The following is a 26,106-nucleotide window of genomic DNA, read 5'->3' as shown; positions in this document are numbered from 1 at the left end:
CCGGCCGCGGGCCGCCCCCACAACCCCCCCCCCGGCCCCCCCCGCCCGGGGGGGGGGGGGGGCGGGCCGCCCCCCCGCCCCCCCCCCGCGCCCCCCCCCCCCGGCCGCCCCGGCCGGGCCGGCCCCCCCCCCGACAGCGGGCCCCCTGGGCGGTGCTGGCCGTCCTCGTCCTCGCCCAGATCTGCTACCCGCTCACCACCGGCACGACGCGGGCCCGGCTGACCGTCGCCACCGTCGTGCTGGGCTACCTGCTCGCCGTCGGCCACGCCCTGGTCAGCCGCGGTCCGCGTACCGCGGCGGCGCTGGTCGCGGTGGCCACCGGCGGCGGCTTCGCGATCGAGGCGCTCGGGGTCGCCACCGGCTTCCCGTTCGGCAGCTACGACTACTCCGGCCAACTCGGCCCGAAGCTGGCCGGGGTGCCGCTGATCATCCCGCTGGCCTGGACCTGGATGGCGTGGCCCGCCTGGCTGGCCGCCGTCCGGCTGACCTCGTCCGGGCCCGGCCGGATCACGCTGGCCGCCGCCGGGCTGGCCGCCTGGGACCTCTTCCTCGACCCGCAGATGGTGGCCGAGGGCTACTGGGTGTGGCGGGACGCCACGCCGGCCCTGCCCGGTCTGCCCGGCATCCCGGTCAGCAACTACCTGGGCTGGCTGCTCTTCGCGGTGCTGCTGGCGAGCGCGCTGCGCCCGCTGGCCGGGCCGTCCGTCGCGGTCACCGACTCCCGGGACGACCCGATGTTCGCGCTCTACCTGTGGACGTACCTCTCCAGCGTGCTGGCCCACGCGGTCTTCCTCGACCTGCCCGCCTCGGCGCTCTGGGGCGCGGTCGGCATGTCGGTGGCCGCGGTGCCGCTGGCGGTGACGCTGGTCCGCGCCCGCCGGCCCGGCGACGACCGGCGGGAGACCGACCGGCCGGCGCGGCCCGGCGTCGACGCCACCGCATGAGCGCACGCGGCGAGCGGATCATCAGGGATCGCGCGCGAGGGCCTCATGGCGGCGCCGGCCGCAGGGCGGCAGTGGCATGAGTGCGGCGGTCCTCGCCCTGGTCGTCGCGGTCGCCGTGCTGACCGCGCACACCGGGGTCAACGCGGGCCGCTGGCTGCGCCGCCCCGCCGGCGGGCCGGTGGAGGTCACCGAGACGGTGGCGGTGCTGCTGCCGCTGCGCGACGAGGCGGCCCGGCTGACCCCCTGCCTGCGGTCGCTGCTCGCCCAGCGGGGCGTGCCGCGGCTGCGGATCGTGGTGCTCGACGACGGGTCGACCGACGGCACCGCCGAGGTGGTCCGGGCGGTGGCCGGCGACGATCCCCGGGTCACCCTGCTGACCGGGGTCACCCCGCCACCGGGCTGGCTGGGCAAGCCGCACGCCTGCCACCAGCTCGCCGGCCGGGCCGACCCGGCCGCCACCGCGCTGGCCTTCGTCGACGCCGACGTGGTGCTCACCCCGTACGCCGTCGCGGTGGCGGTCACCGAACTGCGCGCCGCCGGGGCGACGCTGCTGTCGCCGTACCCCCGGATCGTGGTGCGGACGGCGGCCGACCGGCTGGTGCAGCCGCTGTTGCAGTGGTTGTGGCTGACCTTCCTGCCGCTGCGCGCGATGGAACGCTCGCCGCGGCCGTCGCTGGCCGCCGCCGGCGGGCAGTTCCTGGTGGTGGACCGGGCCGGCTACGACCGGGCCGGCGGGCACGCCGCGGTGGCCGGCCGGGTGCTGGAGGACATCGAGCTGGCCCGGGCGGTCAAACGCTCCGGCGGGCGGATCACCCTGGCCGACGGCTCGCGGCTGGCCGCCTGCCGGATGTACGAGGACTGGCCGCAGCTGCGCGACGGCTACACCAAGTCGCTCTGGGCCTCCTTCGGCCACCCGGGGGCGGCGGCGGTCGTGGTGGCCCTGCTGCTCCTGCTCTACAGCGCTCCCCCGCTGGTCGCCGTCGCGGCGCTCGCGGCCGGCGCGCCGGCGGTGGCCGTGCTCGCCGCCGCCAGCTACCTGCTCGGGGTCGCCGGGCGGGTGCTCAGCGCCCGGGCCACCGGCGGGCGGGCCTGGCCCGACGCGCTGGCACACCCCGTGTCGGTCGTGGTCCTCGGTTGGCTGACCCTGCGGTCGTACCATCTGCGGAAGCGGCGCCGTCTGTCCTGGCGGGGCCGCCCGGTCAGCTAGGGGGGCGCGGCATGGCGCGGATCGTGGTCGTCGGCGCCGGGGTCGGCGGGCTGGCCGTCGCCGCCCGGCTGGCCGTCACCGGGCACGAGGTCACCGTCTTCGAACGGGCCGACACCGTCGGCGGCAAGCTCGGCCGGTACGCGCACCACACCCCGGCGGGGTCGTTCCACTTCGACACCGGCCCCAGCCTGTTCACCCTGCCCCAGGTCTTCCACGACCTGTTCGAGGCGACCGGGGCCAAGCTCGACGAGTACCTCGACCTGGTGCCGCTGGACCCGATCGTGCGGCACGTCTTCCCCAGCGGCGGGCCGGCGCTGGACTCCTGCGCCGACCCGGCCGAGTTCGCCGCCCGGATCGGCGCCACCCTGGGCGACCGGGCCGCCGCCGACTGGCAGCGGCTGTGGCGCCGGGCCGCCCGGGTGTGGGAGGCCTCCCACCGGGACATCCTGCGCCGGGCCGTCGACTCGCCGCGCGACCTGGCCACACTGGCCTGGCGGCTGGGCGACCTGGCCGCGATCGGTCCCGGCCGCAGCCTGCGCGGGCTGGGCCGGCAGCACCTGTCCGACCCGCGGCTGCGGATGCTGCTCGACCGGTACGCCACCTACACCGGCGCCGACCCGCGCCGCGCCCCGGCCGCGCTGGTCGCCGTCCCCTACGCCGAACTGACGTTCGGCGGCTGGTACCTGCGCGGCGGGCTGGGCACCCTCGCCGACGCGCTGCTGTCGCGCTGCCTGGACCTCGGCGTGGTCGTGCAGACCGGCGCCACGGTCACCCGGATCGACGCCGCGGGCGGCCGGGTGCACGGGGTACGCCTCGCCGGCGCCACCGCCGGAGTCCCCGCCGACGTGGTGGTGGCCAACATCGACGCGCTCACTCTCTACCGGGACCTGCTGCCCAGCCCGCGCCGGCTGGCCGGGCTGACCGACCGCAGCCTGGCCGGCTTCGTGCTGCTGCTCGGGGTGCGCGGCGACTCCGGGCTGGCCCACCACAACGTGTTCTTCCCGCGCGACCACGACGCCGAGTTCGACGCGGTCTTCGGCGACCCGGGACGGGGCGTACGGGCCCGGCCGGCCGTGGACCCAACGGTGTTCGTCACCGTCGCCGACGACCCGATGGTCCGCCCGGACGGGCACGAGTCGTGGTTCGTGCTGGTCAACGCCGCCCGGCACGGCACCGCCGCCGGCGCGGTGGACTGGCGCCGGCCGGGGCTGGCCGAGGCGTACGCCGACCGGGTCCTCGACGTGCTCGCCGAGCGGGGCGTCGACGTGCGGGACCGGCTGGTGTTCCGCGAGGTCCGCACCCCGGCCGACCTCGACGCGGCGACCGGCGCGCCGGGCGGAACGATCTACGGCACCGCCGGCGGGCTGCTGCGCCCGGCCAACCGGGGCCCGGCGCATGGGCTCTGGCTGGTCGGCGGCTCCAGCCACCCCGGCGGCGGCCTGCCGATGGTGACCCTCTCCGCGCAGATCGTCGCCGAGCAGATCGGCCCGGCCTGGTAGCCACGCGGCCGGTTCGCGGCGGACGCGGGCGTCAGCCCGCGTCGACCAGGGCGCGGCGCACGGTCGACAGCAGCTGCCCCAGGCCGAAGCCGGCCAGCAGCACCCAGACGGCGGCGGCCATGGTGATGGTGCCGGCGGCCAGGTCCGCGTTGACCAGCCCGGTCAGTCCGGCCAGCAGCAGCCCCAGCAGGGCCACGCAGACCCGGGTGGGGCGCTCCCCCACGGTCACCACGCCGATGTCGCGCATCCCGGCGGCGACCGCGCGGGCCCGGACGTACTCGTGCAGCCAGGACAGCGCGCCCCCGGCGACCACCAGCGCGCCCGGCGCGCCGACCAGCCAGAACGCGGTCAGCCAGGCGATCTCACCGAGCCGATCGGCGACCGAGTCGTAGACGTAGCCGAGCCGGGTGGTCCGGTTGGTGGCCACCGCCACCGCCCCGTCGACGCTGTCCGCCACCGAGGCGAGCAGCACGAACAGCGCCCCGATGATCGGCCCGTCCACCGACCGTACGGAGAACAGCGGCACGCAGAGGCAGAGCAGCACGCCGGCCACGGTCACCGCGGTCGGGGTCACCCGGAGCCGGCCGAGAACGTACCCGACGTGGTAGGCGAAGCGCAGCCAGGCGCGGACCACCGGCGCGGCGGCCCGCGGGTCGAAGCCGCCGTGCAGCCGCGCCCAGGCGGTCGCGTAGTCGTCCCACTTCAGCTGTGTGCCCACCATCGGTCAACCGTCGCAGCCTGGTTCAGGTGTCGGGGTGAGTGTTCACACCCGGGCGCCGGCCTGGAGACTGCGCCAGACCTCCCGGGTCGCGGTGGACCGGTTGAGGGTGATGAAGTGGATCCCCGGCACCCCCTCGTCCAGCAGCTTGGCGCACATCTCGCTGGCCTGCTCGATGCCGAGGCGGCGCACCGCCTCCGGGTCGCCGGCGACCCGCTCGAACCGTTGCGCCAGGGCGGGCGGGAACGGCGCCCCGGAGAGCTGCACCGACCGCTCGATGGTGCCGATCTGGGTCACCGGCATCACGCCGGCCAGGATCGGGGTGTCGCAGCCGGCGGCGCCGACCCGGTCACGCAGCCGCAGGTAGTCGTCGGCGTCGAAGAACATCTGGGTGATCGCGAACTCGGCGCCGGCCCGACACTTGCGGACGAAGCACGCGGTGTCGCTGGCCACGTCGGTCGAGCGCGGGTGCTTGTACGGGAAGGCGGCCACGCCGACGCTGAAGTCGCCGGCGTCGCGGACCAGCCGGACCAGCTCCTCGGCGTAGAGCACGCCCTCGGGGTGGCGGACCCACTCGCCGCCCGGGTCGCCCGGGGGGTCGCCGCGCACGGCCAGCACGTTGCGCACCCCGACGCCGGCCAGCCGGCCGATGACGTTGCGCAGCTCGGCGACCGAGTGGTTGACCGCCGTCAGGTGGGCCATCGGCAGCAGGGTGGTCTCGGTGGCGATCCGCTCGGTCACCGCCACCGTGGTGTCCCGGGTCGACCCGCCTGCGCCATAGGTGATGGACACGAACGACGGACGCAGCGACTCCAGCTCCCGGATGGCCTGCCAGAGCAGCCGCTCGCCCTCGCGCGTCTTGGGCGGGAAGAACTCGAAGGAGAAGGTCGGCTGGCGGTCACGGATCAGCTCCCCGATCGCCGGCTGGGGATTGGGGAGGACGGAGGGTAGACCGAGCGCCACGCACCGACTCTAGCGGGCACCGGCCCCCGGACCCACGATCTTCCCACCAAAATATCGACGGCCGTCGTCCACCGATCCTCCCCCTGCCGTTGGCATACGTCAACGGCTTCTGCCGTTGTATCAAGACGTCGCTAGCTGCCTCATTACCTTCAAGTCATGGACCGGGTGGAGCTTGTCGGCGCGGCTGAAATCCGACTGATGCTCGGCGGTGTTTCTCGGCAGCGCGTCAACGTGATCACCAACAGCAAAGGTTTCCCCGATCCGTACGCCACCCTGATCATGGGGAAGGTCTGGGTTAGAGCGGACGTTGAGGCGTGGATCAAAGATCATCGGCCAGAGTTGGCGGCAGACTGACAGAGCCCCGGGGAATGCCCCGGGGCTCTCTGTGTTGGGCCGCGCTGCTGGACGCCGTCCGCGCCGGGTCGGCGCGGGCCGCGACCCCCCTGATCGAGCTGGAGCGCCGGCTGGCCGCGCACCGCACCGAGCCTGCGGTACGCCGCTACGCCGCGCTACTCGCCGACGCCCGCGGATTCCTCCCCCGCGGCCCGGTCACCGCCCCCGCCCGACCGCCGACGCCAAGACGGCGGGCCGGCGCGCCGGGCGGATCGGGCGCGACGCGCCGGGCGGATCGGGCGCGGCCAACCGGAACCGGCTAGCGTCGGTGCGTGACCCACGCTGCTCCCGTCTCTCCCGTCGACCGCGCCGGCCTGCGCCAGCGAGTCGACAAGGCCCTGACCGAGTTCCTGGCCAACCAGCGCACCTGGATGGCCGGCATCGACGAGGCGCTGGTGCCCGTCGCCGAGGCGATCGAGGCGTTCGTGCTGGGCGGCGGCAAGCGGCTGCGCCCGGCGTTCGCGTACTGGGGCTACCGGGGCGCCGGCGGAGTCGACTCCGACCAGGTGGTGACCACCCTGGCGGCGCTGGAGTTCGTGCAGGCCAGCGCCCTGATCCACGACGACCTGATGGACCGCTCCGACACCCGTCGCGGCGAGCCGGCGGTGCACCGGCGGTTCGCCGCCCGGCACCGTACGGCCGGCTGGGGCGGCGACCCGGACGGGTTCGGCGACGCGGCGGCGATCCTCCTCGGCGACCTCTGCCTGGTCTGGTCGGACGAGCTGCTGCACTCCGCCGGCCTGGAGCCGCGCACGGTGGCCCGGGCCCGGCCGGTCTTCGACGAGATGCGCACCGAGGTCACCGTCGGGCAGTACCTGGACGTGCTGACCCAGGTCACCGGGGACACCTCGTTGGAGCGGGCCGGCAAGGTGGCCCGGTACAAGTCGGCCAAGTACACGGTCGAGCGGCCGCTGCTGCTCGGCGCCGCGCTGGCCGGGGCGTCCGCGGACGTGCGGGCGGCGTACTCGGCGTACGGGCTGCCGCTGGGCGAGGCGTTCCAGCTCCGCGACGACGTGCTGGGGGTCTTCGGCGACCCCGCGCAGACCGGCAAGCCGGCCGGCGACGACCTGCGCGAGGGCAAGCGCACGTACCTGGTGGCGGCGGCCGTGGAGGCGACCGACGACGCCGGTCGGGAGCTGCTGCTCGGCCGGCTGGGCGATCCCGGGCTGGACGAGGCCGGGGTGACCCGGCTGCGGGAGCTGATCACCGCCAGCGGCGCGCTGGCCCGTACCGAGCAGCGGATCGTCACCCTCACCGACGCCGCCCTGGCCGCGCTGACCACCGTCGACCTCGACACCGAGGCCCGCCAGGCCCTGGTCGACCTGGCCATCGCCGCCACCCGCCGCGCCGACTGACCCACCCCCACCCCCACCCCCACCCGATCCCCCGTTGATCATGAAGTTGACGGCACTCTGGAGATCCACAACTGCCGCTAACTTCATGGTCAAGGGGGCGGCGGGGGTGGGTGAGGGTCAGGGGGTGGGGTCAGAAGCCGAGGGCCTGGGCGCGGCGTTTGACCTCGCGGGCGTGGTCGCCGCCGAGGGTGGCCGCCCCGGTGCCGCCGGTGAGGGTGTCGTCGGGCTGGTAGAGCCAGCGCAGGGCGGCCTCGTCGTCGTAGCCGGCGTCGGCAAGCAGGTTCAGCACGCCGGGCAGGTGCTTGAGCACGGTCTTGTTCGCCACCAGGTCGGCGGGGATCCGGCGGACGCCGTCGCGGCGGACGGCGATCAGCTCCCGGTCGCGGATCATCTGGTGGACCTTGCTGATCGACAGGTCAAGGCGCTCGGCCACGTCGGGCAGGGTCAGCCAGTCGGCCGGGTCGGTCGGGCCGGCGAGGACGGCGCCGGAAGCCTGGTCGGCGGGTACGGAATCGGTCACCCGACCACCCTGCCACGTCGTCCCGGCCAGGCACACCGGCACCCCTGGTGGCCTGCGCAGCACGCCGGGACGGACCGGATCTGCCACCGGCTGTAGCATCCTGTTCAACCTTCACCCTCCGGACACATAGACTGCCTGCCGATGGACACACAGGTCGCCGACACGTTGCTGGGCTCGCTGCTCGACGGGCGCTACCGCATTCGCGGGCGCGTCGCGCGCGGTGGCATGGCGACCGTGTACACCGCCACCGACGAGCGCCTGGAGCGCACCGTGGCGGTCAAGATCATTCACCCGTCCCAGGCGCCGGAGGCCCGGACCCGGGCGGCCGGGTTCATGGCGCGGTTCACCGACGAGGCGAAGACGATCGCCCGGCTGACCCACCCGAACGTGGTGGCGGTCTACGACCAGGGCACCCACGCCGGGCTGCCCTACCTGGTGATGGAGTACGTCCGCGGCCGCACCCTGCGCGACGTGCTGGCCGAGCGGCGCCGACTCAACCCGGACGAGGCGCTGGCGATCATGGAGCAGATGCTCGCCGCGATCGCCGCCGCGCACCAGGCCGGGCTGGTCCACCGGGACGTGAAGCCGGAGAACGTGCTGGTCGCCGAGGCGCCCACCGGCGGCGCGGCCAACCTCGTCGACAGCGTGGTGAAGGTCGCCGACTTCGGCCTGGCCCGGGCGGTCGAGGCCAGCGCCGAGGAGGAGAACGGCAACCAGCTCATGGCGACCGTCGCGTACGTGGCGCCTGAGCTGGTCACCGAGGGACACGCCGACCCGCGCACCGACGTCTACTCGGCCGGCATCGTGCTGTTCGAGATGCTCACGGGCCGGGTCCCGTACGACGGCGACCGGCCGGTGGAGGTGGCCTGGCAGCACGTCGACCGCGACGTGCCGGCCCCGTCGACCCTGGTGCCCGCGCTGCCCAAGGCGCTCGACGACCTGGTCGCGCGGGCCACCCGGCGCGACCCCGGCGCACGTCCGACCGACGCCGGCGCCCTGCTGGCCGAGGTGCAGGTGGCCCGGGACGACCTGGGCAACCCGAACACGCACACCACGGTGCTGCGTGCGGTGAGCGACGAGACCCTGGCGGTGGCCCAGCCGACCATGGTCGTGGCGGCGGTCCGCCCGGCCGAGCGGCCGGCCTGGGCCCGGCTGCCGGAGGGGGGCCAGCAGCGGCCGCACCGCCGGCGGGCCGCCCCGGAGCCGGACTTCCGGGCGCAGCTCGCCGCGCTGCGTACCCGCCTGATGGGCAGCCCGCGGGGCCGGTTCTCGGTGGCCGCCGCAGTGGTGGCACTCGGCCTGCTGGCCGCGATGGGCGGCTGGTGGGTCGGGGTGGGCCGCTACACGGCCGCCCCGGAACTGGTGAGCCTGAGCAAGGCGGAGGCGCAGGCGCAGGCGGACCGGGCCGGCTTCACCCTGGCCTACGCCGCGCCCCGATACGACGAGAAGACCCCCCGGGACAGCGTCGTGGCGCAGGACCCGGTCTCGGCCGCCCGGATCCTCAAGGGCGGCACCATCACGCTCACCCTCTCGCTGGGTCCGGATCGGTTCCCGGTACCGGACGTGGTGGGCAAGGAGTTCGAGCTGGCCGAGGCGGACCTGACCAACGCCAAGCTGGTGGTGGCCAAGGGCACCCCGCGCTACGACGACAACCTGCCGGCCGGGGTGGTGCTGGAGACCAACCCGAAGGTCGGCGCCGAGGTGAAGCCGGGCCAGAAGATCACCCTCATCCTGAGCAAGGGCAGGGCCCCGATCTCGGTGCCGAACCTGCTCGGCAAGAACGTCAACGAGGCGCGGGCCGCGCTGGCCCAGCTCGGCCTGGTGCCGGTGGAGACGTACAAGGACTCGGACAAGCCGAAGGACGAGATCCTCGGGCAGAGTCCGGCCAATGGCGCCGGGGTCGAGAAGGGCGCCCAGGTCCGGCTAGACGTCAGCAAGGGGCCGGCCCAGGTGATCATGCCGCGGGTCATCGACCTGCCGTGCCCGCAGGCCCAGCAGCAGCTGGAGAGCCAGGGCTTCCCGGTGACCGTGCAGTTCAACCCGAACGGCGTCGTCCGGTTCCAGAACCCGCCCGAGAACTCCCCGGTGCCGCCGGCCACGCCGGTCACCATCGGGTGCGTGTGACCATGCGACCGGTCGGCTCGCACACCCCCACCTCGGGCGGCCTGGCCCGGGCGGCCCTGCCGTACGTCGACGCGGCGGGCTCCGAGGTGGTACAGGTCTACGTCTCCAACTCGCGCGGCTGGGCACTGCCGGCCGGCGATCCGGCCCAGGACGCGCGCTTTCGGGACGGCTGCGCCGAGCGGGGCGTCCCGGTCTTCATCCACGCCTCGCTGCTGGTGAACCTCGGCTCCCCCACCGCAGTGACGGTGCAGCGGTCGGCGGAGACGCTGGCGCACGCGCTGCGCCGGGGCCGGGCGATCGGCGCCCGGGGGGTGGTGTTCCACGCGGGCAGCGCGGTCGACGCGGGGCACGCCGAGGCGGCCATGCGGCAGGTCCGCGAGACGCTGCTGCCGTTGCTGGACGACGCGGCGTCGGCCGGCGGGCCGATGCTGCTGGTCGAGCCGAGCGCGGGCGGGGGCCGCGCGCTGGCCTCCCGCGTGGAGCAGTTGGGCCCCTACCTGGACGCGGTGGACCGACACCCCGGGATGGGGGTCTGCTTTGACACCTGCCACGCGTGGGCGGCCGGGCACGACCTGGCCGCCGAGGGCGGCATGACGGCGACCCTGGACGCCCTGGTGGCCGCCGTCGGGGCGGACCGGCTGCGGCTGGTGCACGCCAACGACTCCAAGGACCTGTGCGGTTCCACCCGGGACCGGCACGAGAACATCGGCAAGGGCAGCATCGGCGAGCCGGCGTTCGCCGAGTTGATGGCCCACCCCGCCACCGCCGGCGTCCCCGTGGTGGTGGAGACCCCCACGGAGAAGCACGAGGGCCACGCCGCCGACATCGCCGCCCTCAAACGCCTCCACCCCTAACCCGCCCGCCCACCGCCCGGCCCCGCCACCCGCCCGGCCCGCCCGGCGCCCGGCCCGGCCGGTTGATCAAGAAGTTTGCGTCGGAATCCGGCCCAGAACTGACGCAAACTTCTTGATCAACATGGCGAGGCGGGCGCGGAGCGCGGGCCCGAGGAGCGCGGGCGCTGAACGCGCCGAGCCCCGGGGCCCGGGTGGGCGCGGGGCTCGGGAGCGGGAGCAGGGTCGGTCAGGCGCGCAGCAGGCGGGTGAGGGTCTGCACGGCGCGGTCGATCCCGGTGTCGTCGACGTCCATGTGGGTGACCAGGCGGGCGGTACGGGGGCCGAGCACCGAGACCAGCACGCCCTCGGCGCGGGCGGCGGCGGCGAGTGCCTTCGCGTCCAGCGAGTGCTTGGTCAGGTCCAGCGGGACCAGGTTCGTCCGGACCGGCGTGGCGAGCACCCCGAACGGAGCGACCGCCTCGGCCAGCCGGGCCGCCTTCGCGTGGTCCTCGGCGAGCCGGGTCACGTGGTGGGCCAGCGCGTACCGGCCGGCGGCGGCGAGGACGCCGACCTGGCGCATGCCACCGCCCATCCGCTTGCGGATGAACCGGGCCCGGTCGATCTTCTCGGCGCTGCCGACCACCAGCGAGCCGACCGGGGCGCCGAGGCCCTTGGAGAGGCAGACGGACAGGGTGTCGAAGAGCGCGCCGTAGTCGGCGAACGGCACCCCGTCGGCGACGTGCGCGTGCCAGATCCGGGCCCCGTCGCAGTGCAGCGCCAGCCCGTGGCCGTCGGCGACCCGGCGCAGCTCGCGCAGGGTCGCGAGGGGGATCACGCCACCGCCGCCCCGGTTGTGGGTCTGCTCGACGGCGATGGCCCGGGTCGGCACCGCGAAGTAGCCGTCGGGCCGGACCATGCCGGCGACCACGTCCGGGTCGATGTCCGCGCCGACCGCCGGCCAGGTCCGCGAGGAGATCCCGCCGTACGCGGCGGCGGCGCCGATCTCGTACGTGACCACGTGCGCGTCGGCGTCGCAGAGCAGCTCGTCACCGGGCGGCACGACGAGCTGGAGGGCGATCTGGTTGGCCATCGAGCCGGTCGGGGCGAACAGCGCCGCCTCGTGCCCGAAGAGCGCGGCGACCTCGGCCTCCAGCGCGGCGACGGTCGGGTCCTCGCCGTAGACGTCGTCGCCGACCTCCGCGGTGGCCATCGCCTCGCGCATCCCGGCGGTGGGCCGGGTCACCGTGTCGGACCGCAGATCAACGAATTCAGCCACGCAGCATCTCCGCTACCAGGAAGGCCAGCTCCAGCGACTGCTGGGTGTTCAGTCGCGGGTCGCAGGCGGTCTCGTATCGATCGGGCAGGTCGAGGTCCTCGATGCCCTGGGCGCCGCCGAGGCACTCGGTGACGTCCTCCCCGGTCAGCTCGACGTGCAGGCCGCCCGGGTGGGTCTCCAGGCTACGGTGCACCTCGAAGTAGCCGAGCACCTCGTCGACGATCCGGTCGAAATGCCGGGTCTTGTAGCCGTTGGACGACTCGTGGGTGTTGCCGTGCATCGGGTCGCACTGCCAGACGACCTTGGCGCCGGCGGCGGTCACCTTGGCCACGATCGGCGGCAGCGCGTCGCGGACCTTGTGGTTGCCCATCCGGCTGATCAGGGTGAGCCGGCCGGGGACATTGTCCGGGTTGAGCTTCTCGCACAGCTCGATCGCCTCGTCGGGAGTGGTGGTCGGGCCGAGCTTGACCCCGATCGGGTTGGCGATGCGGGAGATGAAGTCGATGTGCGCGCCGTCGATCTGCCGGGTCCGCTCGCCGATCCAGAGGAAGTGCCCGGACAGGCCGTACGCCCGGCGGTCGGAGACCCGGGTCAGCGCCCGGTCGTACTCCAGGGCCAGGGCCTCGTGGGAGCAGTAGAGGGTGACGGTGCGCAGCGCCTCGTCCTCGGTCATCCCGCAGGCCCGGATGAAGGCCAGCGCCCGGTCGATCTCCCGGGCGATCGCCTCGTAGCGCTCGCCGGCCGGGGAGTTCTTGACGAACCCCTTGTTCCAGTCGTGCACGGCGTGCAGGTCGGCCAGCCCGCCGGCCAGGTACGCGCGGAGCATGTTCATCGCGGCGGCGGAGTTCGCGTACGCCCGGATCATGCGCTGCGGGTCGGCGATCCGCGCCTCCGGCGTGGCCTCCAGCGCGTTGATCAGGTCGCCGCGGTACGCGGGCAGGCCGCGGGCGTCGGTCGGCAGGGACCGGGGCTTGGTGTACTGGCCGGCGACCCGGGCGACCTTGACCACCGGCAGCGACGCGCCGTAGGTCAGCACGATCGCCATCTGGAGCAGGGTGCGGGCGTTGGCCAGCAGGTGGCTCTCGGTGTTGTCGGCGAAGGTCTCGGCGCAGTCGCCGCCCTGGAGCAGGAACGCCTTGCCCTCGCAGACCAGCGCGAGGCGCCGCCGGAGCTGGTCGACCTCGTAGGGCGCGACCACCGAGGGAACGACGTCGAGCACCTTGCAGACCTCGGCGACCTGGGCCGGGTCGGGCCAGGGCGGGGTCTGGGCCCGTGGCAGGTCCCGCCAGCGGTCCAGGCCGAGAGCCGCGTCCTCGGCGGAGTCGACGGTGGGCCGGCTGGTCTGCAGCCCGGGGCTGCTCACGGCGGGGTAGCTCAGCTGATGCCACTCATGGCGCATGAGGGAAAGCGTACGGCGACGGCCAGGGCGACCCGCCGTCGAGGGTGACGGTTCCGGCAGATGGGAGGGGTCAGGGGGTGACCGACGGCTCCGGAGTGTGCCCGCCGGGCGCTTCGCCGGAGATGCACCAGTCGGCGCCGCTGCGGGTGACCGTGAACAGCAGCGGCCGGGCCACGTCCCGGGCGCCGACCGAGACGGTCACGGAGGCGCTCACCTCCTGCCCGCGCGGGCCGGATCGCACGTCGGTGATGGCCGCCTTCGGCACCTCGAAGTGGTCGGCGAAGTCGCCGTTCGGCCCGGTGGCCGCCGCGTCGAAGGCCTCGTGCATGGGTGCGCAGAGCTGGCTGCGGCCGGCGGTGACGTCCTTGGCGGTCATCGCGTCGAGGTAGGCCTGCACCCGCTCGCGGGACTTGGTGGCCGCCTCCTCGGCGGGGGCACGCCCGACGGCGGGGCCGTCGTCCGCGTCGTCGCCACCGATCCCGCAGCCGAGCAGGGACAGCGGCAGCAGTGCCAGCGCGGCAACGCCGGCGACGCGGTGCCTCGGGCGCATGGGTCCTCCCTCGCTGCGGACATCGGCAGATGCCGAGCGGCGAGTCTGTCACATCGACGCCCTTGCATGGCATGCCGTCACGCCCGAGCCTCATCAGTTAACAATATTTACGATTGAGGAGGAGCAACCCGTAAGCACCATGAGTGGCGCCCCGGGGCCGTGCACACGCGGGCGGGGAGGGACCGTGGGTGTCCCTCCCCGCCGTGTGGGTGGTGCGTCGGCGCTCGGCTCAGCCGAGACCGCCCTTGATGGCGCCGATCAGCTCGCCGTTGCCGGTGTCACCGGAGAGCTCCCAGAAGAACGCACCACCGAGGCCCTGGTTCTTGGCGTAGGTCATCTTGCCGCCGATGGTGGACGGGGTGTCGTAGCTCCACCAGTTGCTGCCGCACTTGGCGTAGGCGGTGCCGCCGACGGTGCCGGTGGCCGGGCAGGTGTTCTTCAGGACCTTGTAGTCCTCGATGCCCTGCTCGTAGGTGCCCGGCGCCGGGCCGGTGGCCGTGCCGCCCGGGGCGGTCTGGGTGACCCCGGTCCAGCCCCGCCCGTAGAAGCCGATGCCGAGCAGCAGCTTGCTGGCCGGCACGCCCTTGGCCTTGAGCTTCTGGATCGCGGCGTCGGAGTTGAAGCCCTGCTGCGGGATCCCGGCGTACGAGGTGAGCGGCGAGTGCGGGGCCGTGGGACCCTGCGGGCTGAAGGCGCCGAAGTAGTCGTACGTCATCGGCATGAGCCAGTTCAGCGACGGCACCGCGCCGGCGTAGTCGGCGGCGTCGATCTTGCCACCGGTGCTGCCGTCGGCGGTGATGGCGGCGGTGACCAGCGCGCTGGAGCCGAACTTCGACCGCAGGGCGCTGACCACGTTCTTGAAGGCGTTCGGCCCGCTGCTGTCGCACTGCAGGCCGCAGGCGTTGGGGTACTCCCAGTCGACGTCGATGCCGTCGAAGACGTCCGCCCAGCGCGGGTCCTCGACCAGGCTGTAGCAGCTGTCGGCGAAGGCGGCCGGGTTCTGCGCGGCCTGGGTGAAGCCGCCCGACCAGGTCCAACCGCCGAAGGACCAGATCACCTTCAGGTGCGGGTACATCCTCTTGAGCTTGCGCAGCTGGTTGAAGCTGCCGCGCAGCGGCTGGTCCCAGGTGTCCGCGACCCCGTCCACGCTGTCGGCCGCCGGGTACGCCTTGTCGTAGTCGGCGTAGCTGTCACCGATGGTGCAGCGCCCGCCGGTGGTGTTGCCGAAGGCGTACAGGATGTGGGTCAGCTTGGCCGCGGACCCGCTGGTGTGGATGTTCTTGACGTGGTAGTTGCGGCCGTAGACGCCCCACTCGGCGAAGTACCCGACAACCTTCTTGTCCCCGGTCGGCGGCGGGGTGGTGGGCGGCGGCGTCGTGGGCGGCGGGGTGGTGGGCGGCGGCGTCGTCGGCGGCGGGGTCGTGGGCGGCGGCGTGGTGGTGGGCGGCGGGGTGCCACCGCCGCACGGCGCGCCGTTGACGGTGCAGTTCAGCGGCGCCTGGTACGCCCCGGTGCCGTTGTAGCCCCAACTGAAGCTGGCGCCGGGGGCGAGCGGGCCGGCCCAGCTCTTCTTGACCGCGACGTAGTGGTTGCCGCTGCTGGTGACGTCGGCGTCCCAGAACGTGCCGATGGTGGTGCCGGATGGCAGGTCGAACTCGATGCGCCAGGTGTCGACGCTGGCGCTGGAGCCGTTGGCGACAGTCACCCGCGTTTCGTGGCCGGTCCCCCAGTCCTGCACCTTGGCGAACGTGGCGGTCACGCTACCGGCGCCGAACGCCGAGGTCACCGGCACCGCAGCGGCGGTCAGCGCGACCACGGCGCCGGCCCAGAGGGCGCGGCGGAGCGATCTCTTCATGTGGCACCTCCTCAAACAGTTAGGAAACTTTCCAGAAGATGGGGAGACGCTACTCAGGCCGTCATCACTTCGTCAAGATGCGCATCTATCGATTTCCTCGGGCGTCGCGCCGGGACGCCGGCCCGGACGCGTAACCTCGCGGCATGACCGTCTTCGACATCGAGATCGACGCCCTGGCCGGCGGCCCGGCCGACCTGGCCGCATACCAGGGCAGGGCGCTGCTGGTGGTGAACGTGGCCTCCCGGTGCGGTCTCACCCCGCAGTACGCCAGCCTCCAGGAGCTGCACACCACCTACGCCGACCGGGGCCTGGTCGTGCTCGGGGTGCCGTGCAACCAGTTCGCCGGGCAGGAGCCGGGCACGGCCGACGAGATCGGCGAGTTCTGCCAGGTCAACTATGGGGTTACCTTCCCGCTGACCGAAAAGGTCGACGTGAACGGGCCGGCGCGGCACCCGCTCTACGCGGAGCTGGTCACCACCCCGGACGCCGAGGGGCACGCCGGGGACGTGCGGTGGAACTTCGAGAAGTTCCTCGTCGCGCCGGACGGCACGGTGGCGGCCCGGTTCGCCCCGACGGTCACCCCGGACTCCGCCGAGCTGCGCGCCGGCATCGAGAAGGTCCTGCCGGCCTGAGCCGGCCACCCGGCGACAGACCGGGGCGCGGCACCGGCCGCCGTGGGCGCACGACCGCGCCGCCCACCGATCGGTGGGCGGCGCGGCACCGTCGGGTGACGAGGTGGCCCGTCAGCCGGCCGCGGAGCGGAACACCGGGTAGTAGCCGCCGGACTGGCCGGCCGCCGTCGGGTGGTACGAAATGCCGATGTCGAGGTAGTTCAATGCGTGCAGCCACTTCTCCCCGTAGCTGCACAGCTGGTGCCCGACGAAGATCGACCGGACGTCGGCGAAGGTGAAGCCGGCGGCGACGGCGGCGCTGCGGGTGATGTCGTCGACCAGGTTGATGCCCTCGTTGATCTTCGCGCGGGAGTTGGCGCTGAGCCCCACACAGAACGTGCCGAGCTGGTAGAAGACCGGGTAGCCGACGACCACGACCCGGGCGGACGGGGCCCGGCCCCGGATGCCGTTGTAGACGTTGGCGAGCAGGCCGGGCAGCTGCGCCCGGGCCTTGTCCTGGGCGGCCTGCACCGCCGCCACGCACTCCGTCTCTCCGTAGAGCACACAGGTGGTCATGATGTTGGCGAAGCCGACGTCGTTGCCGCCGACGGTGACGCTGACCAGCGAGGTGCTCGTCGAGAGCGCGGAGAGCTGAGTGTTGACCACGCTCGCGGTGGTCGCTCCCGAGCAGGCCACCGAGCGGTACGAGGAGGGCTTGATGTTGGTGTTGTACAGCGCCGGGTACGCGCTGGTGCTGCGCTGACAGGAACCGCTCTCGGCGGTGTAGTTGCCGGCGCCGACGCCGGAGGCGTACGAGTCGCCGAGGGCGACGTACTGGTCGCTGGGGGATGCCTGGGCGGGCACCGCGATGCCGAGCATGACGCCGAGGGACGCGGCGAGGCTCAGGGCGAGGGTCACGAAACGGGATCTCCGCACGTCGCACTCCTGGGGGTGGGAAGTGGTGGTGGGAGATAGATATCAACGAATCTACGCCGGCCGGAAGATCACCGATTGTGCGGCAGGCGCCGATTGATACTTACCGATACAAATCAGTGCCAGTGGCGCGATCGATGATGAAGGATTCCGCCACCGGATGATCCGTCCGCGCGCCGGCCGAATAACCAAGCGTGAAGGTGGGGAATGCCACCGTCCCCGATGGAGTTGGCAACGGACATGACAACTGTGGGACTGATCGGCAGCGGCAACATCGGCGGCACCGTGGCCCGACTGGCGGTGGCCGCCGGCCACGACGTGGTGCTCAGCAACTCGCGCGGACCGGAGACGCTGAAGGACCTGGTGGAGGAGCTGGGCCCGCGGGCCCGGGCGGCCACGCCGGGCCAGGCCGCCGCGGCGGGCGACCTGGTCGTGGTCACCATTCCGCTGCGGGCCTACCGCGAGGTGCCCGCCGCGCCGCTGGCCGGCAAGACGGTCATCGACACCAACAACTACTACCCGGAGCGGGACGGGCGCTTCCCGGAGCTCGACGACGAGTCGACCACCACCAGCGAGCTGCTCCAGCGGCACCTGCCCGAGTCCACGGTGGTCAAGACCTTCAACAACATCTACTTCAAGCACCTGCTCGCCCTCGGCCGCCCGGCCGGGGCCGCCGACCGCAGCGCGCTGCCGATCGCCGGTGACGACGCCGGGGCCAAGGCTGCGGTGACCGCGTTCCTGGACTCTCTCGGGTACGACGCCGTCGACGTCGGGCCGCTGGCCGAGGGCTGGCGGTTCCAGCGGGACACCGCCGCGTACGCCGGCATCTACTCGGCCGACCCGGCCGACTGGGAGCGGCCCGCCCCGACCGGCGCGGATCAGGTCCGCGCCGCGCTGGCCGCCGCCCGCCGCTACGCCGACAGCTGATCGGCGGCGGTCCACGCCACCGGCGGCGAGGTGGCGGTGTCGGACCCGGTCCGGCACCGCCGCCTCGCCGGCACCGCGCCAGCCTCGCGGATTCGCCCGCGCGGACTTCGCTGCAACGCCGGAGAGCGGATCACGCGGCGGACGGGCCGCGCGGTCAGGCCGGGGAGCGCCACTCGCCGGCGAGCACCGACCACACCTCGATGTCGATCCGCCCCGCCGGCCCCGGGTAGACCTGCCGCAGCGTGCCGTCCCGGCGCATGCCCAGCCGTCGGGCCACCGCGATGCTGCGCGCGTTACGGGCGTTGGTGCGCCACTCCACCCGCTGGATGCCCCGCTCGTTCACCGCCCAGTCGAGGATCCGGCCGGCCGCACGGGTGACCAGTCCCCGGCCCTCGGCCGCCGGCTCCAGCCAGCAGCCCGCCTCGCAGACGCCGAGCGTGGCGTCGAACGACACGAACATCACCCCGCCGACCAGGGTGCCGCCGTCCCAGATGCCCCAGATGCCGCCGGCGTCGCGCGCCCACCGGTCGGCGTAGCGGCTCAGCACGGCCCGCGCCGAGTCGAGGTCGGTGGCCACGAAGGCCGATGCCACCCAGGGCGAGATGTGCTCCCGGGCCCGGTCGAGGTTGGCCAGGAACTCGTCGGCGTGCCAGGGCAGCAGCGGTCGCAGCTGGGCGGTCTCGGTCAACGGCAGGGCGAACACGGCGGCTCCTCAGGACGGTGTGGTGGGCAGGCTCAGGCGCAGGGTGGGGCCGTGGGTGTCCCGGAAGCCGAGCGAACGGTAGAGCCCCTCGCCCTCCGCCGACGCCCGCAGGTCGATCTTGAGTACGCCGCGGTCCCGGTACCAGTCCAGCAGGCCGGTCAGGCAGGCCCGGGAGTAGCCCCGCCGCCGGTACCCCGGGTCGGTTACGACGTTGAAGACGTAGCCGGTCAGGCCGCTGGGGTTGCCCGGCCCGCCCAGCCTGCGCTCGACGGTGCCGATCGCGCAGGCGGCGAGGAGACCGGGCCGGTCGGGGGCGTCCACCACGAACACGGCCATCAGGTCCGCCGGATCGGCCAGCCGCTCGCGCAGCACCTCCCGGGCGGCCGGCTGCCACGGCCCGGGCGGCGGCTCGGCCCCCTCGATCGACGCCAGCATCACCCCGCGCAGCCGGACGATCTCCGCCGCGTCCCCGGGCCCGGCCCGACGTACCTTGATCACGATCGGACGCTACCGCAACCCGCGGCGGCCGGGCGGGGCAGGCGATCCCGGCGGCCCACCCGGGCAGCTCACCCGGCAGCGAGCGGGTTCGTAGCGCGTCAGAGAGGTCGGCGGCCGGCGAAGCCGCACTCGGCCCGGTGGTACCAGCGCACGTCGGTGTCCCCCTCCAGCCAGCACCAGAGCACCGGCCGGCCCTCGCGTTCGCCGGGGAAGTCCAGCAGCACCGGGGCGATGCCCTTGACCTGGATGTCGTGCCCGTTCAACTCCTCCAGCACGGCGTGCAGCCGGGCCTCCAGGGCCTTCAGCTCGGCCCGTCCGCCGAGGGCCGAGACACCGGACACGGCCAGGTCGGCGCGGAGCTCGGCGAGGTCGGCGCGGAGCCGGATCAGCTCGTCGACGCGGGGACGCAGGGTGGCCACCAGGTGCCGTGCCTGGGCAAGAGTGAACACCCGGCAAGTATGGGCCACCACATGCCCCGCCGGACGGTGAGGACGGGCAGTCGACCGGGGCACTTCGGCGGCCAGTTCCCCGCCCCAGTCGAACCAAGATCATGATGCGGCAGAGGAACCGTGCTTCCGCATAGGATCGGTGCGGCGGACGCTCTGGGCGAAGTCCCGGACGCAGGGGCACGAAAGACGGACAGCCGGATGTACGACCACCGCTTCACTCCGAGCTTCAACGACTGCGTCCAGCGCTACCAGTCCCGCCCAGAGGTTCTCGCCGCGCTCTCGCAGACGTTGACCGAGCTTGCGGTCAGGCCGTTCGGCAACCCACGGCTGCAGACGCACGCCGTGCGCAAGGCGCAGCCGGAGACCGCCGGTAAGGGTGTGGTTTCGCACGCGGGCGCGGTCGCGTTGCGGCTGACCGCTGACCGCACGGGTTTGACCGGGGCCCTGTCACAGGCGCTGCGCCGCGAGGATTTCACCCCCGGCCACGACCGGGGCCGGGTCCTGGCGGACGCGGCGGTGATGATGGCCGACGGCGGCAAGACGGTGCGGGGTATCGATGTACTGCGCCACCAGCCCGATCTGCTCGGCGAGGTGGCGTCGGCGCCCACGCTGAGCAGGGCGTTGGGCGAGGTCGACCAGGCCGTCCTGGAGCGCATCGACGCCGCCCGCGCCGCGGTCCGCGCCCGGGTCTGGGACCTGGTCGCCGCCCGGCACGGCCGGATCCCGGCGGCCCGGGTACCCAACGGCGACCTCGGCGACACGATCGTGCTGCGCATCGACGCCCACTTCATCGACGTGTACTCGCGCAAGGAGCAGGCCGGCAGGTTACGCGGCCGCTACGGGCTGCACCCCATGGCGGTCATCTGCGACAACACCGGCGAGTGCCTGGCCGAGCAACTACGGCCCGGCGCCGCCGGCGCCAACGACGCCGACGACCACATCGCCCTGCTGACCCGCGCCATCGCCCAGATCCCACCGGCCTGGCGGCACAACCTGCTCATCACCGCCGACGGTGCCGGCGCCACCCACAAACTCCTGAACTGGATCACCAGCCTCAACCGCGAACCCGACGGCGACGATCCCGGCATGCGCGTGGAGTACTCCGTCGGCTGGCCGGTGGACAAGCACACCGGCCGCGCCATCGCGCTGCTGCCACCCGAAGCGTGGACGCCGATGCTCGCCGTCGACGGCGCACCCGGCATCCCCGCCACCCTCGACGCCGCCTCCGGCCGGGACACCGTCGGCGAGGTCGCCGAGATCACCCACCTGCTGGCACACCTGCGGCACTGGCCACCCGGGCTGCGGGTGTTCGCCCGCCGGATCAAGCCGCTGCGCGACACCACCCCCAAGCCGCTGCCCGGCACCGGACAACTCGAACTCGACCTACAGACCCGCGCCGCCGGCTGGCGCTACGAAGCCTTCGCCACCAACAGCCCACCAGCCCAACCCCACGAAGACCCGCACGAGATCACCGCCTGCCTCGACGGCCGCCACCGCGCCCACGCCCGCGTCGAAGACCGCTTCCGGGTCGGCAACACCACCGGAGCCGACCGGCTGCCCTCCCAACGCTTCGCCGTCAACACCGCCTGGTACCGCACCCAAGTCATCGCCTGCGACCTGATCGCCTGGCTGCAACTGCTCGGCTGCGACGGCCACCACGCCCGAGCCGAACCTCGCACCCTGCAACACCAGGTGTTCCACACCCCGGCCACCCTCACCCACGGCAGCCGACAACGGCGACTCAACTCCCACCCCACTGGCCCTGGACCGACCACATCAAAGCGATCTTCCAACGACTCCTCGCCCTACCAGCCCCGGCCTGACCCCGCTCCACCATCGGACCGAGAACGGAAACCACCGCCTGGAGAACGCCGCCCCCCGAGGCGACACTCGGTACCACCGGCATGCCCACCCACCGCAAACCACACCCCACAACGACCAGCTATCCGCACACGCCGATGTGCCCAAGATCGTGAAACGCCGAGGCATAGACCTGTCTCCACGCCGACAAGCCCGGCGAGGGCTGGCGTCTGTCACATAGCCGTCCAACCCGCGGCCGTCGGGATCCAGGTCCGGCCACCGGAGAGCCCGGTCAAGGCAGGGTCGGCAAGCGTGAACACCCGCTGCAACACCTCACCGAAGTCGCGAGGAAGCCGATCATCGAGGCGATGCTTACGCCGCCAGGCCGCCCACCGTGGCTGCGCCAGCGTCGCATAGCCGTCGAGGGCCTGACTCAGCGGCTCGAGCGTCGCCTCGCGATACTCGGCCACCCGCCGCACAGCCGCCGCCAGCTCGTCGCCGTCGACATCGTGCCGACCCGCCAGCAGGTAGACGTCGGCGAAGTCGCGCCAACGGGTGTTTGCCACGCCGCGCTGCAACGCCGTCACCAACTTCTCGGCGTACACCATGGGGAGCGGATAGCCGGTCACCACGATTTCCCCGTCGAGCAGGCGCGGCAGCTTGATCAGCTGCGGGTCGGGCCAGATCGGGTCGCCTACGTTGACGTCGACGTGGAATGCCAACCGCGCGGCGGAGAGGCTGCCGGTAAGGCTGACACGCACGCCGGCATAGAGGTCGTCGTCCCGGATCGTCTCGGCAGTTGCGGCGGTCGCGTCGAAGACCAGGCCGTCATCGAGATGCCTACTCGCCACGTTGCGGACGATGGCGAGCACCTGATCGATGTCATTCGAGATCCATCGGCCCTGAAGATCCACGTCGCGGGTGGGCCTACGAGCGGAGTAGGCGGCCAGCAGCACACCGCCCTTGAGCACAAGCTTGTCGGCGTACGGGGAGTGGGCCAGGCGGGCAAGGAAGCCCTCCAGGGCGTAAACCTGGTGCAGCTCGTCCGTCGGACGATCGGTGCGGCGGGCGAGGTTCTGAAGGTCGAGATAGACGCGGCCAGCGACAGTGGCCCGCGTCGGACGTACGGTCACAGGAGGATCTCCAGCGCCTCTCGGAGTGGCCGCTCGGCCTTGGGGAAGTGCCGAGCCATGGTCAGCAGTTTCGACGGTGACGCGCCGCGCTGCCTCAGCCATCGCCTGAGGGCCGCGTACGCCAAATCCGGCCCCTCCCGGTGCCGCAGGCGGACGGCGTCGATGATGCTGCGTTCCGGGTTGTAGAGCCCGATCAAGGTTTCCGGGTCGAGTGGCAGCTCGGTGCGCCCGACCTCGAAGGTGGCGGGATCGAACCAGTGCCAGGCGACCGGCGCGGTGGTGGCCGGTCGATGCCGCCCGCGAGGCAGCGCGACGTCGATGCGGGACGGGATCTCGTCGGTGAGGCCGTGCCGCGCCAGCGCCGTGGCCAGGCAGAGCGTGGCCGAGGGGGCGCGGCGGGCGACCTCGATGAGATCGATGTCCGCCGCCTCCGCGTCATGGCGCCGGTAGAGGCCTCGGCCGACGGGCTCGATGAGCCCGCGGTCACGTAGCCGGTACAGCTGCCACTCGGAGAGGCCAGCGTCGAGGGCCTGCGAGTAGCGGAAGGTGGCCGGGAGCGCGTCAAGCCACGCACTCTCGGCCTTTGGCCTTGACCTCTCCGCAGACCCCACAGGGAAACTCTATACACGTGTCCGCCATATGTAGCGGATTTCCTTGGCAAGTCTCTCGCTCGAACCCTGCCCTCAGCGACTAAGCCCCCCAGCCAGGCCGATCTTGAGACGACCGACGCGCACCGGCTGGGGCGCGGCGGCCAACGGTCGGGACGAAAGGTCGGCCTGGAATGGCCGCTGGAGACCAGGCGGCGCCGATAAACGGACCACATGGATCCGCGACGTCACGCCGAAGCATTCCGCACGGTGGCCTGCCAGGTGCGCAGGGCCCGCTTGATGCGGTCGTTCTCGGCGCGGGTCTGGTCGAGCTGGCGGGTCCGCTCCCCCAGCTCGTAGGCGAGCCGGTGGAGCAACGCGTCGACGGCCTCCGGCTGGTAGCCGCGCCGACCGAGCGGAGTGCGTGGCAGCTCGACGGTGGCGAGCCGGTCAGGGACGAGCGGACCGGCCAGGGCGTTGCGGCTGCGGTAGGTGGCCATCAGCCGGCGAACCGGTCGGGTAGGTGGATCCGCTCGGCCGGGACCCCGGCGGCAAGCAGCCGCAGCCGCGACCCGGCGACCATCGCTGGCGGCCCGCAGAGGTAGACCTCCTGGCCGGGCCGGTGATGGTCCAGGGCCACGGTGAGCGCGTCACCCCGCTCCCCCGGCTCGGCGGCGGCGTCGTGGGAGAAGACGGGCACGATGGTCAGCCAGTCGTGGGCGCACTGCAGCTTGTCCAGGCTGATGGAGTCGTAGAGATCGGCGAGAGTGCGGGCGCCGGCGACCAGGGTCACCCGCCGGCCGGCCGGCGACGCGGCGACCTGCTCGACCAGGGCGCGTAGCGGCGCCAGCCCGGTGCCCCCGGCCACCAGCAGCAGGTCCGCCGGCGACGCCGGGTCGAGGGCCAGGCCGGTGCCGTACGGCGGGCCGAGCCAGAGCTGGTCGCCGGGGCGTACCGCGTCGACCAGGGCGCGGGAGACGGTGCCGGCGGCGACGGCGCGGACGTGGAACTCCAGGGTGCCGTCCGGGCGCGGGGCGTTGGCCGGCGAGTACCAGCGCCACCGGCCGGGCCAGCGCTCGGTGCAGAGGGGCACCGCCTGGCCGGGCTGGAAGGGCAGGCGCCGCCAGGGGCGTACGGTCAGGATGGCGATGCCGTCGGCGGCCCGGTCGTGGCCGATGGCCTGGGCCGGCCAGCAGGCCGGGCTGTCCCCGACCCGCTCGGCGCAGCGGGCCGCGGCCGCCGACGCACGCTGGCTGGCCCGCTCCCACGCCGCCGCCAGCTCGGGCGTCCACTGTGCTGCGGCGTGTCGGGCGACGGTTGCGGTCAACGCGTCCGCGATGGCCGGCTGGTGCGGCAGCAGACGGTAGCGGTGGTACGCCCGGCCGAGCACGGCCAGCAGCGCCGCCCGCCCGGCCGGGTCGTCGCCGCCGCTGGCCAGCCGCCCCAGCGCGGCGAGGAACACGGCCGCCTCCCGCTCCGGCAGCAGCCCCGGGCAGCGCTCCTCGACGGTGCACCAGAAGTGGTCGGCCGCCGGGCGGGCGTACCGCATGGTGGTTGTCCACGACGCGGCGAGGGCGGCGGTCACGAGCTGGCCTCGTCCGCGAAGGCCCGCCCGGCCGCGGCCACCGTGCCGGCCGGCACATCGAGCGCCCGGAGCACCCCGGCCAGATAGTCGACCACCCGGCGGTGCTGCGCCTCGGTCAGGCCCAGGCCGCGCCACGCCCCGGCAGCCGGTCGGGCGATGTCGCCGGCCGGCCCGCCGAGCGCCGCGGTGAGAGTCAGCGCCAGGTGCCCTGCGAGCCGGGCCTGATCAACCCCGATCAGGTACGGCGCCAGCTCGGCGTCCGCCGCCACCAGCCGCAGCCACCGGGCCACCGCGTCGCGCACCCCCGCCGGCCCCAGCCAGCCCTCCATCGGGTACGCCCCGAGCCCGGTCACGCCCACGGCAAGGCGTCCGGGTCGCCGGCGGCGACCAGCTCATCGACCCGCGCCTCGGTGACGCCGGCCGCCCGCAGCGTGCCCCGGCCCCAGCGGGCCAGCCGGCACGGATGCGGCACCCGCTCACTGCGGCACAGTGGACCCGCCGGCCACCGCTCCGGCGCGTGCACCAGCACCGCCCGTACGGCCAGCGCCACGTCATCGTCGCTGACCGGAGTGAGCACCGGGAAGTCGTCCAGCACCGCTGCCATCGAGAGCCCTTCCGTCGAGATCGAGAGATGGAGTGGCGCCGGGGCGGGCGGGGACGGCGGATGCGCTTCGGGGGTAACGCTCCACCGGAGCCCAGCACCCGCCCCAGGCCATGCGTCCAACCTCCCGGCCGGCGGGCTCCCGCCCCAGGGCAGGAACTCGGCGAAAGAGGCGCGAAAGTGTTGCATCACGATCACCGATCGGAGTAACTGTGTAGTGCTATTCAGTGACAGTCCGCAACGGAAGGTGCCGTCATGGCCCTGAAGCGACACCGCCTTGCCCAGCGGCGGAAGACGGTCGGCCACACCCAGGAGAGCCTCGCGGAGAAGCTCGGCGTCGACCGGACCACCATCGTTCGTTGGGAACGCGCCGAGTCGGCACCTCAACCGTGGGTCCGGCTCGGACTTGCGGAGGCGCTTCAGGTCACCCCCGACCAGTTGGACGAGCTGCTGAATGACCTGGGAAAGACTGACGGCCCTCAGCCGCCGACCCCAAGCGCGGGTCATGGCGGCAACGCGACTGTCAGCTTCGTGAGCGAGGCTACCGATGCTAGCGGACGCTGGAAAATCCTTGTTGGCGGACAGTTGAGTCCCTGCTCGCGGACAGCAGAAATCCTGTTGGGCGGTCAGGTGATCTCCGTCT

At 73.4% G+C, this 26,106-nt stretch carries 28 protein-coding genes and 1 pseudogene; 12 read left to right on the top strand and 17 right to left on the bottom strand.

What is annotated here, in order from left to right; genetic code table 11:
* The first annotated feature begins 152 nt into the window (after positions 1–152).
* From ABZ807_RS29865 to crtI, 3 genes are all read left to right on the top strand, one after another.
* Positions 153–944, top strand: coding sequence for a carotenoid biosynthesis protein (locus ABZ807_RS29865; RefSeq protein WP_357165265.1), 792 nt, complete (start codon positions 153–155; stop codon positions 942–944).
* Between the two features lie 76 nt (positions 945–1,020).
* A complete protein-coding gene (locus ABZ807_RS29860) occupies positions 1,021–2,151 on the top strand; it encodes a glycosyltransferase family A protein (RefSeq protein WP_357165262.1) in 1,131 nt (376 codons plus the stop codon).
* A gap of 11 nt (positions 2,152–2,162) precedes the next feature.
* On the top strand, positions 2,163–3,650 hold the full coding sequence (crtI, locus tag ABZ807_RS29855) for a phytoene desaturase family protein (protein ID WP_357165259.1): 1,488 nt from the start codon (positions 2,163–2,165) through the stop codon (positions 3,648–3,650).
* Between the two features lie 31 nt (positions 3,651–3,681).
* Here the strand turns inward: crtI and ABZ807_RS29850 are convergent, their stop codons facing one another.
* Complete coding sequence (locus tag ABZ807_RS29850; RefSeq protein WP_357165257.1) at positions 3,682–4,371, bottom strand: CDP-alcohol phosphatidyltransferase family protein; 690 nt, start codon at positions 4,369–4,371, stop codon at positions 3,682–3,684.
* 42 nt (positions 4,372–4,413) lie between these two features.
* Positions 4,414–5,331 (bottom strand): methylenetetrahydrofolate reductase [NAD(P)H], encoded by a 918-nt coding sequence (metF, locus tag ABZ807_RS29845; RefSeq protein WP_357165254.1) that lies wholly within the window; start codon positions 5,329–5,331, stop codon positions 4,414–4,416.
* Between the two features lie 156 nt (positions 5,332–5,487).
* Here metF and ABZ807_RS29840 point away from each other — a divergent pair, with 156 nt between their 5' ends.
* The 3 genes from ABZ807_RS29840 to ABZ807_RS29830 are packed head-to-tail and all read left to right on the top strand — an operon-like array spanning position 5,488 to position 7,079.
* On the top strand, positions 5,488–5,685 hold the full coding sequence (locus ABZ807_RS29840; RefSeq protein ID WP_357165251.1) for a hypothetical protein: 198 nt from the start codon (positions 5,488–5,490) through the stop codon (positions 5,683–5,685).
* A gap of 14 nt (positions 5,686–5,699) precedes the next feature.
* Positions 5,700–5,987: a hypothetical protein gene (locus tag ABZ807_RS29835; protein ID WP_357165248.1), complete on the top strand. Its 288-nt coding sequence runs from the start codon at positions 5,700–5,702 to the stop codon at positions 5,985–5,987.
* A 9-nt stretch (positions 5,988–5,996) separates the two neighbouring features.
* Positions 5,997–7,079, top strand: a complete 1,083-nt coding sequence (locus ABZ807_RS29830) for a polyprenyl synthetase family protein (RefSeq protein ID WP_357165245.1) — start codon at positions 5,997–5,999, stop codon at positions 7,077–7,079.
* A gap of 130 nt (positions 7,080–7,209) precedes the next feature.
* Here the strand turns inward: ABZ807_RS29830 and ABZ807_RS29825 are convergent, their stop codons facing one another.
* On the bottom strand, positions 7,210–7,599 hold the full coding sequence (locus ABZ807_RS29825) for an Rv2175c family DNA-binding protein (RefSeq protein WP_357165271.1): 390 nt from the start codon (positions 7,597–7,599) through the stop codon (positions 7,210–7,212).
* A 141-nt stretch (positions 7,600–7,740) separates the two neighbouring features.
* Between ABZ807_RS29825 and pknB the strand changes: the two genes are divergently transcribed.
* Positions 7,741–9,723, top strand: coding sequence for a Stk1 family PASTA domain-containing Ser/Thr kinase (gene pknB, locus ABZ807_RS29820; protein ID WP_357165242.1), 1,983 nt, complete (start codon positions 7,741–7,743; stop codon positions 9,721–9,723).
* 2 nt (positions 9,724–9,725) lie between these two features.
* Positions 9,726–10,577: a deoxyribonuclease IV gene (locus tag ABZ807_RS29815; RefSeq protein WP_357165268.1), complete on the top strand. Its 852-nt coding sequence runs from the start codon at positions 9,726–9,728 to the stop codon at positions 10,575–10,577.
* 226 nt (positions 10,578–10,803) lie between these two features.
* On the opposite strand, the gene ABZ807_RS29810 is transcribed toward ABZ807_RS29815, so the two are convergent.
* The 4 genes from ABZ807_RS29810 to ABZ807_RS29795 form a co-directional block, all read right to left on the bottom strand.
* The gene (locus ABZ807_RS29810; RefSeq protein ID WP_357165239.1) at positions 10,804–11,832 is read right to left on the bottom strand and encodes a GntG family PLP-dependent aldolase; all 1,029 of its coding nucleotides are present in this window, start codon (positions 11,830–11,832) and stop codon (positions 10,804–10,806) included.
* A complete protein-coding gene (locus tag ABZ807_RS29805; RefSeq protein WP_357165236.1) occupies positions 11,825–13,231 on the bottom strand; it encodes a class II 3-deoxy-7-phosphoheptulonate synthase in 1,407 nt (468 codons plus the stop codon). Before ABZ807_RS29805 ends, ABZ807_RS29810 begins: the two co-directional genes overlap by 8 nt.
* 70 nt (positions 13,232–13,301) lie before the next feature.
* Positions 13,302–13,781, bottom strand: a complete 480-nt coding sequence (locus tag ABZ807_RS29800; protein ID WP_357165233.1) for a hypothetical protein — start codon at positions 13,779–13,781, stop codon at positions 13,302–13,304.
* A 229-nt stretch (positions 13,782–14,010) separates the two neighbouring features.
* Positions 14,011–15,636 carry a glycosyl hydrolase family 18 protein gene (locus ABZ807_RS29795; RefSeq protein ID WP_357165230.1) on the bottom strand — a complete coding sequence of 542 codons (1,626 nt, stop codon included), beginning with the start codon at positions 15,634–15,636 and terminating at the stop codon, positions 14,011–14,013.
* 143 nt (positions 15,637–15,779) lie between these two features.
* Between ABZ807_RS29795 and ABZ807_RS29790 the strand changes: the two genes are divergently transcribed.
* Positions 15,780–16,268, top strand: coding sequence for a glutathione peroxidase (locus ABZ807_RS29790; protein WP_357165227.1), 489 nt, complete (start codon positions 15,780–15,782; stop codon positions 16,266–16,268).
* 111 nt (positions 16,269–16,379) lie between these two features.
* Here ABZ807_RS29790 and ABZ807_RS29785 read toward each other — a convergent pair whose 3' ends face one another.
* Positions 16,380–17,183 (bottom strand): SGNH/GDSL hydrolase family protein, encoded by an 804-nt coding sequence (locus ABZ807_RS29785; RefSeq protein ID WP_357165224.1) that lies wholly within the window; start codon positions 17,181–17,183, stop codon positions 16,380–16,382.
* Positions 17,184–17,420: 237 nt separating this feature from the next.
* Here ABZ807_RS29785 and ABZ807_RS29780 point away from each other — a divergent pair, with 237 nt between their 5' ends.
* Positions 17,421–18,107 (top strand): NAD(P)-binding domain-containing protein, encoded by a 687-nt coding sequence (locus tag ABZ807_RS29780; RefSeq protein WP_357165221.1) that lies wholly within the window; start codon positions 17,421–17,423, stop codon positions 18,105–18,107.
* 154 nt (positions 18,108–18,261) lie between these two features.
* Here ABZ807_RS29780 and ABZ807_RS29775 read toward each other — a convergent pair whose 3' ends face one another.
* From ABZ807_RS29775 to ABZ807_RS29765, 3 genes are all read right to left on the bottom strand, one after another.
* Positions 18,262–18,810, bottom strand: coding sequence for a GNAT family protein (locus tag ABZ807_RS29775; RefSeq protein ID WP_357165218.1), 549 nt, complete (start codon positions 18,808–18,810; stop codon positions 18,262–18,264).
* 9 nt (positions 18,811–18,819) lie between these two features.
* Positions 18,820–19,308 carry a GNAT family N-acetyltransferase gene (locus ABZ807_RS29770; RefSeq protein WP_357165215.1) on the bottom strand — a complete coding sequence of 163 codons (489 nt, stop codon included), beginning with the start codon at positions 19,306–19,308 and terminating at the stop codon, positions 18,820–18,822.
* Positions 19,309–19,406: 98 nt separating this feature from the next.
* Positions 19,407–19,757: a DUF2203 domain-containing protein gene (locus ABZ807_RS29765; RefSeq protein ID WP_357165212.1), complete on the bottom strand. Its 351-nt coding sequence runs from the start codon at positions 19,755–19,757 to the stop codon at positions 19,407–19,409.
* A gap of 198 nt (positions 19,758–19,955) precedes the next feature.
* Here ABZ807_RS29765 and ABZ807_RS29760 point away from each other — a divergent pair.
* Positions 19,956–21,443, top strand: a pseudogene (locus ABZ807_RS29760) (IS1380 family transposase); the annotation flags it as partial.
* A gap of 347 nt (positions 21,444–21,790) precedes the next feature.
* Here the strand turns inward: ABZ807_RS29760 and ABZ807_RS29755 are convergent.
* From ABZ807_RS29755 to ABZ807_RS29730, 6 genes are all read right to left on the bottom strand, one after another.
* Positions 21,791–22,690 carry a nucleotidyl transferase AbiEii/AbiGii toxin family protein gene (locus tag ABZ807_RS29755; protein WP_357165209.1) on the bottom strand — a complete coding sequence of 300 codons (900 nt, stop codon included), beginning with the start codon at positions 22,688–22,690 and terminating at the stop codon, positions 21,791–21,793.
* On the bottom strand, positions 22,687–23,301 hold the full coding sequence (locus tag ABZ807_RS29750; RefSeq protein ID WP_357165206.1) for a type IV toxin-antitoxin system AbiEi family antitoxin domain-containing protein: 615 nt from the start codon (positions 23,299–23,301) through the stop codon (positions 22,687–22,689). Before ABZ807_RS29750 ends, ABZ807_RS29755 begins: the two co-directional genes overlap by 4 nt.
* A gap of 224 nt (positions 23,302–23,525) precedes the next feature.
* Positions 23,526–23,777: a hypothetical protein gene (locus ABZ807_RS29745; protein ID WP_357165203.1), complete on the bottom strand. Its 252-nt coding sequence runs from the start codon at positions 23,775–23,777 to the stop codon at positions 23,526–23,528.
* The gene (locus ABZ807_RS29740; protein ID WP_357165200.1) at positions 23,777–24,862 is read right to left on the bottom strand and encodes an FAD-binding oxidoreductase; all 1,086 of its coding nucleotides are present in this window, start codon (positions 24,860–24,862) and stop codon (positions 23,777–23,779) included. Before ABZ807_RS29740 ends, ABZ807_RS29745 begins: the two co-directional genes overlap by 1 nt.
* The gene (locus ABZ807_RS29735) at positions 24,859–25,221 is read right to left on the bottom strand and encodes a hypothetical protein (RefSeq protein ID WP_357165197.1); all 363 of its coding nucleotides are present in this window, start codon (positions 25,219–25,221) and stop codon (positions 24,859–24,861) included. The genes ABZ807_RS29740 and ABZ807_RS29735 overlap by 4 nt, the downstream gene beginning before the upstream one ends.
* On the bottom strand, positions 25,212–25,466 hold the full coding sequence (locus ABZ807_RS29730; RefSeq protein WP_357165194.1) for a hypothetical protein: 255 nt from the start codon (positions 25,464–25,466) through the stop codon (positions 25,212–25,214). The genes ABZ807_RS29735 and ABZ807_RS29730 overlap by 10 nt, the downstream gene beginning before the upstream one ends.
* 252 nt (positions 25,467–25,718) lie before the next feature.
* Here ABZ807_RS29730 and ABZ807_RS29725 point away from each other — a divergent pair.
* On the top strand, positions 25,719–26,106 hold a 388-nt coding region (locus tag ABZ807_RS29725), incomplete at its 3' end, for a helix-turn-helix domain-containing protein (protein ID WP_357165190.1).

Source organism: Micromonospora sp. NPDC047548 (assembly GCF_040642975.1).
Classification (GTDB): Bacteria; Actinomycetota; Actinomycetes; order Mycobacteriales; family Micromonosporaceae; genus Micromonospora.
This window is presented reverse-complemented; position numbering and strand designations above follow the sequence as displayed.